The sequence below is a fragment of the Thermogemmatispora sp. genome (assembly GCF_019683635.1).
In the GTDB taxonomy this organism is placed as follows: domain Bacteria; phylum Chloroflexota; class Ktedonobacteria; order Ktedonobacterales; family Ktedonobacteraceae; genus Thermogemmatispora.
This window is the reverse complement of record NZ_JADGIA010000215.1, coordinates 1-8,387: the sequence shown is the minus strand read 5'-3', so window position 1 is coordinate 8,387 and position 8,387 is coordinate 1. Positions and strand designations below refer to the sequence as shown.

General features: G+C 60.7%; 9 protein-coding genes. 1 reads left to right on the top strand and 8 read right to left on the bottom strand.

Annotation, left to right across the window (positions count from 1 at the left end):
* The first annotated feature begins 493 nt into the window (after window positions 1-493).
* Window positions 494-961 (top strand): SRPBCC domain-containing protein, encoded by a 468-nt coding sequence (locus IRZ31_RS18175; RefSeq protein ID WP_297156252.1) that lies wholly within the window; start codon window positions 494-496, stop codon window positions 959-961.
* Between the two features lie 124 nt (window positions 962-1,085).
* Here IRZ31_RS18175 and IRZ31_RS18170 read toward each other — a convergent pair whose 3' ends face one another.
* From IRZ31_RS18170 to IRZ31_RS18135, 8 genes are all read right to left on the bottom strand, one after another.
* The gene (locus IRZ31_RS18170) at window positions 1,086-2,360 is read right to left on the bottom strand and encodes an FAD-dependent oxidoreductase (RefSeq protein ID WP_297156250.1); all 1,275 of its coding nucleotides are present in this window, start codon (window positions 2,358-2,360) and stop codon (window positions 1,086-1,088) included.
* A gap of 41 nt (window positions 2,361-2,401) precedes the next feature.
* A complete protein-coding gene (locus tag IRZ31_RS18165) occupies window positions 2,402-3,568 on the bottom strand; it encodes an ABC transporter permease (RefSeq protein WP_297156249.1) in 1,167 nt (388 codons plus the stop codon).
* Complete coding sequence (ccmA, locus tag IRZ31_RS18160; protein WP_297156247.1) at window positions 3,565-4,353, bottom strand: heme ABC exporter ATP-binding protein CcmA; 789 nt, start codon at window positions 4,351-4,353, stop codon at window positions 3,565-3,567. The genes IRZ31_RS18165 and ccmA overlap by 4 nt, the downstream gene beginning before the upstream one ends.
* Before the next feature lie 59 nt (window positions 4,354-4,412).
* On the bottom strand, window positions 4,413-5,033 hold the full coding sequence (locus IRZ31_RS18155; protein ID WP_297156245.1) for a TetR/AcrR family transcriptional regulator: 621 nt from the start codon (window positions 5,031-5,033) through the stop codon (window positions 4,413-4,415).
* 104 nt (window positions 5,034-5,137) lie between these two features.
* On the bottom strand, window positions 5,138-6,382 hold the full coding sequence (locus tag IRZ31_RS18150; protein ID WP_297156243.1) for a sorbosone dehydrogenase family protein: 1,245 nt from the start codon (window positions 6,380-6,382) through the stop codon (window positions 5,138-5,140).
* 170 nt (window positions 6,383-6,552) lie between these two features.
* Entirely contained in the window at window positions 6,553-6,783 is a 231-nt protein-coding gene (locus tag IRZ31_RS18145) for a helix-turn-helix transcriptional regulator (RefSeq protein WP_297156241.1), read from the bottom strand.
* The gene (locus IRZ31_RS18140) at window positions 6,780-6,929 is read right to left on the bottom strand and encodes a hypothetical protein (protein ID WP_297156239.1); all 150 of its coding nucleotides are present in this window, start codon (window positions 6,927-6,929) and stop codon (window positions 6,780-6,782) included. The genes IRZ31_RS18145 and IRZ31_RS18140 overlap by 4 nt, the downstream gene beginning before the upstream one ends.
* Before the next feature lie 143 nt (window positions 6,930-7,072).
* Entirely contained in the window at window positions 7,073-8,374 is a 1,302-nt protein-coding gene (locus IRZ31_RS18135) for a hypothetical protein (RefSeq protein WP_297156237.1), read from the bottom strand.
* Between the last annotated feature and the right edge of the window lie 13 nt (window positions 8,375-8,387).

Here is an 8,387-nt window from a genome sequence, read left to right as displayed (position 1 = left end):
ATATGAAAGGATGGATAAGGATGTCCAGTTCAGCTTTCTCCTTCCACCTTATTTAGGGATCCAGGTATATCAGGGAGATCTGCAGAGTCAGTCATTTTCATCGCCATTAGCCTGAGTTGCCCCAGTGAGGATAGGTGAGCAGAGGAGCCGCGATCACTCTGCGGAGCAGCTTTCCACCTCTCGACTTCTTCCACTCTCCAGTCTCACGAGAGCCAGGCCGTCACGTCTCACAAGGCAGCAAGCCCGCTGGCCCGAGCGAGCAGAATCAGCCAGCGTTACTCTGATCAGGCTGTGTCTCCCCGATCATCCACACGTGTCCCGGTCCTCTCGTGGTACTTCCTAGCCTCTGGATTGAAGCGACTTCATACAGGGGATATACTGATCATGTTGAGGGAAATTCCTTACACCTCCCTGCCAGCCCCCATAGCAGCCAGCAGGCCGCACGGGCCGTGCAGGGCCAGATTCTCTTGTGAGGGAAGGTTTCGAGACCGCGATGGAAATCACGGGCAGTCAGCAGATCAAAGCCCCGCGCCAGCGCGTCTTTGATGCCCTGTTCGATCCACAGGTGCTCAAAGAGAGCATCCCCGGCTGCGAGAACGCCGAGTATGTTGAGAACCCTGACGGGCGCACGGGGCGCGAGCTGAAGCTAGTTATTTCTCCCAACATCCCCGGTTTGAAGGGGCCGTATACCGTTTACGTGCGCACTGGCGAGGTTGTGGCCCCCGAGCGCGTTGTACTGCTGAGCGAGCCATATAACGCTCTGGGCCGCATCAAGGCCAGCTGTACTATCACGCTCGCCGAGGATGGCGCCGCCGCCACCAACCTGAGCTACGCCGCCGAGGCTACTCTCGAAGGCAAGATCGCCGCCACACCCGAGGTCGTGATGAAAAATACCCTCAAGCTGGCCCTCGATCAGTTCTTCAAGAACTTCGAGAAGCAGGTCGGCGCCATCACGGCCTGAGTGCGCACGCGTGCGAACAACCAGTAATTACCCGCATGCTCTCTGCGCAGAGCCTCAAGAAGAACTGACAGGCCCTGCGCAGAGAGCATGTCTCTTCATCACGTTCAATCAACCCAAGCCACCTTTAGACTGCTACCCTGACCCGAGGTATCCCCAGCCCGATAAAGTGCGCCAGCAGCAGGCGAACAAGTCGTCGGCGCAGCAGCCAGCGAAACCAGGCTGGCAGGTGAAATGGCTTTTCCTCCTTCAGGAGGCCCGGCACAAGAACGCGCTTCTGAAGCTGCTCCTGGACACGCTGCATCAGACGTGTAGGCCAGAGGCGCGCGCGTTGGACACGTGCCAAATCATCACAGCTCACCACGCCTCTCTTCAATGGGCCACTAAGGATATTGGCCGCCACTACAGCATCCTCAATGGCATAGTTGATACCTACCCCAGCCACTGGCGACATGACATGCGCCGCGTCGCCGATGAGCAGCAGCCCCGGACGGTACCAGCGCTTGAGATAGCTGGACTCAACCGTGAGGACCGCGATCTGCTTCCATTCCTGGAGGGTTTCCAGACGGGCCGCCAGCTCCGGAGGAAAAAACGACGCCAGTTCCTGGCGGAGAGCGGCCAGCCCTGCCTGATGAAGACGCTGATACCCCCCTTTGGGAATAAGATAGCCAATCTGATAATAGCTACCGCGCTCAAGCACGACGACCGTCCTGCCGCGCAGGGAGCGACCGCCCGAGCCGAGCTGGTCCTCCGGCTGGCGTGGCAAGCGGAACCAGAGGACGTCGACCGGTGGCGAGGTCTTCACCGGCTGCAAACCGGCAAGCTGGCGCACCCGTGAGAAGCGACCATCAGCAGCGACCGTCAGCAGCGCTCGCACTTCGCGCCAGCCCTCGCGCGTTCGATAGCGGACGCCAACGATGCGCCCCTCCTCCTCTAGCAGCTCTTCAACACGCGCCCCCATCTCCAGCTGGAAGGCCGGCCAGCGCTGGGCCTCGCGTGCCAGAAACGACAGAAAGTCGACCTGGGGCACCAGCATCATGTAGGGATAGCGCGTCGGCAGCAGGCGGAAATCCGTCAGCTCCAGCAGGCCCTCGTCGGTCTGCAGAGAAAACTGCTGCACACGGCTATGGGACAGCGCCAGCAGGCCCTCGCTCAGGCCCAGCTGATCAATGATCTCCAGCACCGAGGGATGCACGGTATCCCCCCGAAAATCGCGATCGAAATCCCCATGCGCCTCCAGAACCCGCACAGAGATGCCCTGACGCGCCAGCAACAAGCCCAGCATCAAGCCGGCAGGGCCTCCCCCGACAATGCAGCAGGCCACTTCCTGCTGCGGAGAAGGCCCGGCCTTCCCCTTTTCTTCGGCGGCTTCCAATCGCGTGGCACCAGCCTCTTCTAACATGAGCAGACACTCCTTTCTAGTCTGACACAACCTTTCTTTCATCAGGCGACCTGACGCCTCACGGTCAATGCGCTCAGCCCAATCATCAGCAACATGAAGGCCAGCAACGCCGCCAGCTGCGGAGCAATCTGGGTGAAGTCGCTTCCTTTGAGCATCACATCGCGTAGAGCCTCATTGGCATAGGTCAAAGGGAGCAGGTAAGAAAGGGGTTGCAACCAGCTGGGAAGCTGTGCTACGGGCCAAAAGATTCCCGAGAGGAGGACCTGCAACCCAAAGACCAAAGGGATAAACTGGATGATCTGAAACTCGTTTTGGGCAAATGTCGAGAGAAAGATGCCCATGTTCACGCCACTCACCGTCAGCAGGATCGCCACCAGAAAGACCAGGCCGAGATTCCCCTGATAGTGCACCCGCAGCACAAAGATCACGAAGAGCAAGACGACGACCGACTGCACCAGGGCGAAGAGGGTGAAGCCACAGACATAGCCCATGACCAGCTCGCCACGGCGCAGAGGCGAGGCCAGCACGCGCTCAATCGTCCCCTGGGAGCGCTCGCGCAGGAAAGCGACCGAGGTGAGCAGAAAGACGAAGAAGAAGGAGAGGACCCCAATAAAGACGGGAGCTAGAGCGTCGTTAAAGGTATAGTCCGGGCCGCCATGCAGATAGCGCGGCGTCGCTAAGGTCAACAGCGGGGCCGCCGGTGCATTGACAGGAGGCAGCTGCCCCTGGGCCTGACCTCTCTGGCTCTGAGCCTGAGCCAGCGCCACATTCAGCTGACCCACCAGGGCCGTGACAGTCTCCCGCATGGCACTGGCAACAGAGGGATCAGATCCCTCAAGCACAAGCTGGAGCGTCGGATGCTCGCCGCGCGCCAGCCGGGTCGCCAGATCCGATGGAAAGATCAGCGCCGCGTCGGCCTCCCCCTTATTGAGCACGGTCTCCACCTCATCAGGCAGAATCGTGATCGTCTTCAGGCGCGAGCCCGGCGGCAGCAGGCGATCGATCAGGGTGTTGAGCGTCTCGCTGCCCGCTCCCGTGGGACGCACCAGGGCCAGGGTAGGGACGCTGCCGCTGCTACCCGTGAGTACCACATATAAAATGCTCATCACGAGCAAGGGACCCAGAAAGACCAGGGCTAACGTCCGGCGATCGCGCACGATCTGCTGCATAATGCGCGTCGTCAAGGCCAGAATACGCGCACCGTTCATGCTGTGACCTCCTTCCGCCGTTCACGAGCGGCATAGTGGAGAAAGGCCGTCTCCATATCGTTGGTGCCGGCTTCTGCCAGCAGCTCTTGTGGTGTCCCGCAGGCCAGCAGCTTGCCGAAGCGCAGCAGTCCCAGCCGGCTGCACCGCGCCGCTTCATCGAGGTGATGCGTTGAGACCACGATGGTCGTTCCCTCGCGATTGAGCTGCGCGAAGTAGTCCCAGAAGGCGCGCCGCAGCTCGGGATCAACTCCAACCGTCGGCTCATCCAGCAGGGCCAGCCGCGGGCGATGCACCAGCGCGCAGGCCAATGAGAGACGCTGACGCATGCCACCGCTGAAGGTCCCCACCACCCGATCAGCGCTAGCGCTCAGCTCGACCCGCTCCAGAATCTCATTGATGCGCTGCTCTCGCTCCCGACCGCGCAGACCATAGATACTGCAAAAGAAACGCAGGTTCTCGCGGGCCGTCAGATCGAGGTAAAGCGCGCTGAGCTGGGTCATGTAGCCGATCGAAGCGGCAATCGCCGGATCGGGCATACGCCGCCCAAGCACGCGCACGCTGCCCGCCGTCGGACGCACCAGACCCGCCAGGATGCGCATCAGCGTTGTCTTCCCCGAGCCATTGGGACCCACCAGCCCGAAGGTCTCGCCCGCTCCAATGGTCAGGTTGAGGCCATCCAGCACCCGCAGCTTGCCAAAGACCTTGACTACCTCCTCGCAGACAACAAGCGGCTCACCGACGCCCGGCGCTCGCGAGTTCGACCCGGTTCGGCTGCTCTCAGCCATGTTGCTTCCCTCCTTCTATTAACTGACCAGTTAATTAATAAGCAGGGTAAAAAAAGAGATTAGCCCGTAGGCAGCAGGCCAGGCAGGATGGTCTTCAGGACGAGTGACACCAGCTCCTCATGTGAGTAACGCAGCACACTGGCGTCGCGCAATAGCTGGCGGCGCATCACCAGACCCATCATCGCGCTCAGCAGCACCTGGGCCGCCTCTTCGGCGGAGATCTCCGCGCGTAGAGCGCCTTTCGTTTGCTGCAGACGCAGGTAGCGCTGCAGAACATCGATGACGCGCGGCAGGAACAGCCCGGGTAGCAGGGGGGTCTCTGCGCCGTGGAGCAGCTCCGAAAGGACCGTACGGATCAGGCTGAAAACCTGCTCGCTCTCGATAATGTCCAGGGCCTGGAGCAGGGTTGCACGCAGAAACTCGGGAGGGGGCGCATCCCACTGGGCCGGCTCCAGCTGCTCAAAGAGGTGCAGCGGCGAGTGAATCTCAATCACCGCCTGCAAGAGGGCCTCCTTGTCGGCAAAATAGTAGTAGATCAACCCCGGCGTAATGCCCGCCTCGCGAGCGATGTCCTTATTGGTCGCCCGCGCGAAGCCCTTGCGCGCAAAGACCCGCAAGGCCGCATTGATGATCTGCTCGCGGCGATCCTCTGTTCCTTCTGTCTTGGGTCGACGGGCCATCTCTCCCTATCCCATAATTTAACTGACTGATCAATTAATATGATATTCCAGGAGAGAGGAGTTGTCAAGTCTGCCAGCATGGGGGAGCGGAGTGGTCGGCTCGATCAGGGATCGGCAGTCGGGGGAGCCGTATAGCTGATGCGATAGATATAACCGCCCTTATCGTCGCTCACGTAGAGCGAGCCTTGAGGATCGACGGCCAGGCCCACGGGGCGCCCCGTAGCGTCGTTATTATTCAGCAGCCAGCCGGTAGCGAAATCCTCGACCGGGCCAGCGACCGCGCCGTGGGCATCAAGTGGGATAAAGACCACCTTATAGCCCGTTGGCACTGTGCGGTTCCACGAGCCGTGGAAGGCCACAAAGAGGCCGTGGTAGTGAGCGGGGAACTGATTGGCCGTATAGAAGACCAGGCCCAGCGGAGCCGAGTGGGCCTGCATCTTCACCAGCGGCTGCACCACGCCGCGGCAATCGCCGGGGTGGCCATAATCGGGATCGATAATATCGCCGGCGTGGCAGCGTGGCCAGCCATAGTTTCCCCCATCCTGGAGGGCATAGATGGTCTCCGGCGGCGTATTATCGCCCATCAAATCGCGGCCATTATTGGTCACCCAGATCTGCTTATTCCACGGATTGATTGCCATGCCGACGGCATTGCGCAGGCCGCGGGCGTAGATCCTGCCACCGCTGCCATCGAGGTTAAAGACCATGACCGTAGCGCGGCGGGGGTCCGACTCGATACACACATTGCAAGAGGAGCCAATCGAGACATAGAGGCGACCGTCGGGGCCGATCAAGACCGTGCGCGTCACGTGGTTGCCGCCAGTAGGCAGATTGGGGACGATCACCTTGCGGCTTGTCACATGGAACGAGGCATCCAGGGTAAAGCGTGTCACACGTGAAGCCTCGCCCACGTAGAGAGCGCCCTGATAGAAAACCAGGCTGGTTGGATCGTTGAGGCCCGAGACCACGACCACGCGGCGGGCGGCCTTCCCGCTGTGCGTTGGATCGGGCAAGGCCACAATGCTCCCAGTGCCGCGCTCGGCCACAAAGAGTGTGCCATCAGGGCTGAAGGTAATAAAGCGGGGAGCAGACAGGCCCTGGGCGAAGATCGTAGCGCTGAAGCCGGGGGGAAGATGCAGAGAGGCGACGGAGGCATTGCCGCCCACAAAATGCGAGCCAGTCAACAAGCTACGCACCAGCGCCCGCTGACTATAGAGCAGGGCGGCCAGGATCACCAGCACGGCCACCAGGAGCGAGAGAATCACCACCAGGCGCCGTCGTCCGCGGCGGCGCGTCGGCTGTACTGGCTGACTACTCGTGACCTGCAGGCGTGCCTCTTCGTCCGACATAACATTCTCGTCCTGACCAGGGGCCTGCACTGAGCTGCCAGCTGCCCACAGGGCCGTGCAGGAGCGAAGCCGTGTGACGCTTCTCAGAAGAGTACAGACCGTGAAATAACGGCAGGCTCCTCAGCCGCCAGCCAACCCACCCCGTCCGCCTGGCCTGCCAGCCGGACTGGCTAGGAAACCAGCTCCAGCTGCGAGATCTCCAGAACACGCGCTAAGAGACGAACGTGATAAGGCTGAGGCTCCTCGCGCCCGTCCTCCAGGTGAGCGATCGTCGTCCGACGCAGTCCAGTCATATCGGCCAATTGACCGATGCTGAGACCACGACGCTGTCGCCAGAGACGGAGGTTGGGGAGACCGCGCCGTCGAGACTGTGCCTTCCTTTGCGTAATCTGTGCCTTCATAGACCCTCTCCTTTGAGGATAAGCTCCTTCCTCCTGGCGCCGCTCAGCGTCGTTGCAGAGTGAAGCGCCATCTTGAGCAGGATCGCGCTGCTGCTCTTCTCTCGCGAGCGAGCTAGCGCCCGCGAAACGAGCAGCGTCACAATCATGCTCCTCCTCTTAGAGGATACCAGATCAGCCCGGTCCTTGTCCAGAGAGGAATCAAGCCAGGAAACCAGTCCAGATGAAGACCCGCGAAGAGCCGCAAGGTAGACAGAGCAGAGCAGGACAGCCTGCCCCACCCGGCCCCTCGCTAGGAATGATGCTGGCCCGCCTGGGAGGAAGCAGTCGTCGTATGGCCGCTGGCACTCTGATGGCCCTGGACCTGTGAGCCGTGAGACGAGGAGATCTTGGCCTGGGCCAAGCTATCGGCAGGCTGATCCGGGCCAACGAGGCGGAGATAGGGGCTATCCAGGCTGCTATCGAGCGAGAGCGAGAGGATCACGCCATCGAAGGGACCAGGCAGGTAGCGATTCAGGGCCGTCGCTGAGACCAGCGAGACACCGGTATGCAGCAGATGCTGTATTTGCAGCTCCTGCAAGGAATTCGCAACAGAGAGCAAAGTCTCCACATTGAGGCCCGTCTGCGGCGAGCACTGGCCAGCGATCCAGAAAACAACGCCATCGCGCTGGGTGAGCAGCTCGCAATGACCGTTATAGATCCAGCGACGTGCGTAGGTATTAATGGTCACCCACTGACCTTCAACATAGATGGCCGCCGCGCGTCCCTGGCTATCGACCTGAAGAGGGTGGATGGCATCGGCCTCCACCACCTGATAAACTTGGCCTTGGGGCTTAAACTCGCGGATCGCCAACTCGCTCGCGTCATGCCAGGGGGTACCAGGCGCCATTAAGGAGTAGCGGAACTCCACCATCGGCCCGTCGGTCCACACGGGCCAGCCGCGCACATGGTCACTGTAGAGATAAATGTTGCGCAGCACATAGTGATCAGGGATCTCTGCCGGCCAATAGAGCGGGAAATGCAGCTCGCGCTCAACAGCCAGCAGGCTCACCTGATCGTTGTGGCCCGTGGTCGTATTGAGAGGCGAGCTGACCACAGGTCTTGTCAACGGACCATGCACCGGATAGACACCGCTCTGGACCCCCTGCAGCAGAATCACCAGACCAGAGGCGAACGACGGGGCAGTAATGACCATCGTCAGAATCATGAAGAGCAGGAGCGAGGCGCTGGCCAGCAGCAGGCGTCGGCTCAGGCCCATCCCGCGCACCAGCTCTTTCCAGAGACGTCTCTCCTCCAGGACAAAAAGACGACGCTGCAGCTTCAGACGCTGAAAGACGCGGGCACGTATTCTTTGCTCAAAGCCGGAATCGACCGGAGCAAAACGTGGATCTTCAGACTCAAGTAAGGTATGCACAAAGTATGGCGGAATCTCCTCTTCGGGAAGAGAGAAGAGTGTATCTAGCTCCTGGGCGAAAGCCACCTCCTCCTCACTGAAATCGGAAGGAAGCGTCACCCTGCGGCCACCGAATGAGAAAGAGACAGCATCGCGACATTCCCTGTTCTCTGCCTGCTCCTCAAATTCGCTCATACTCATGTGCATACTCCTT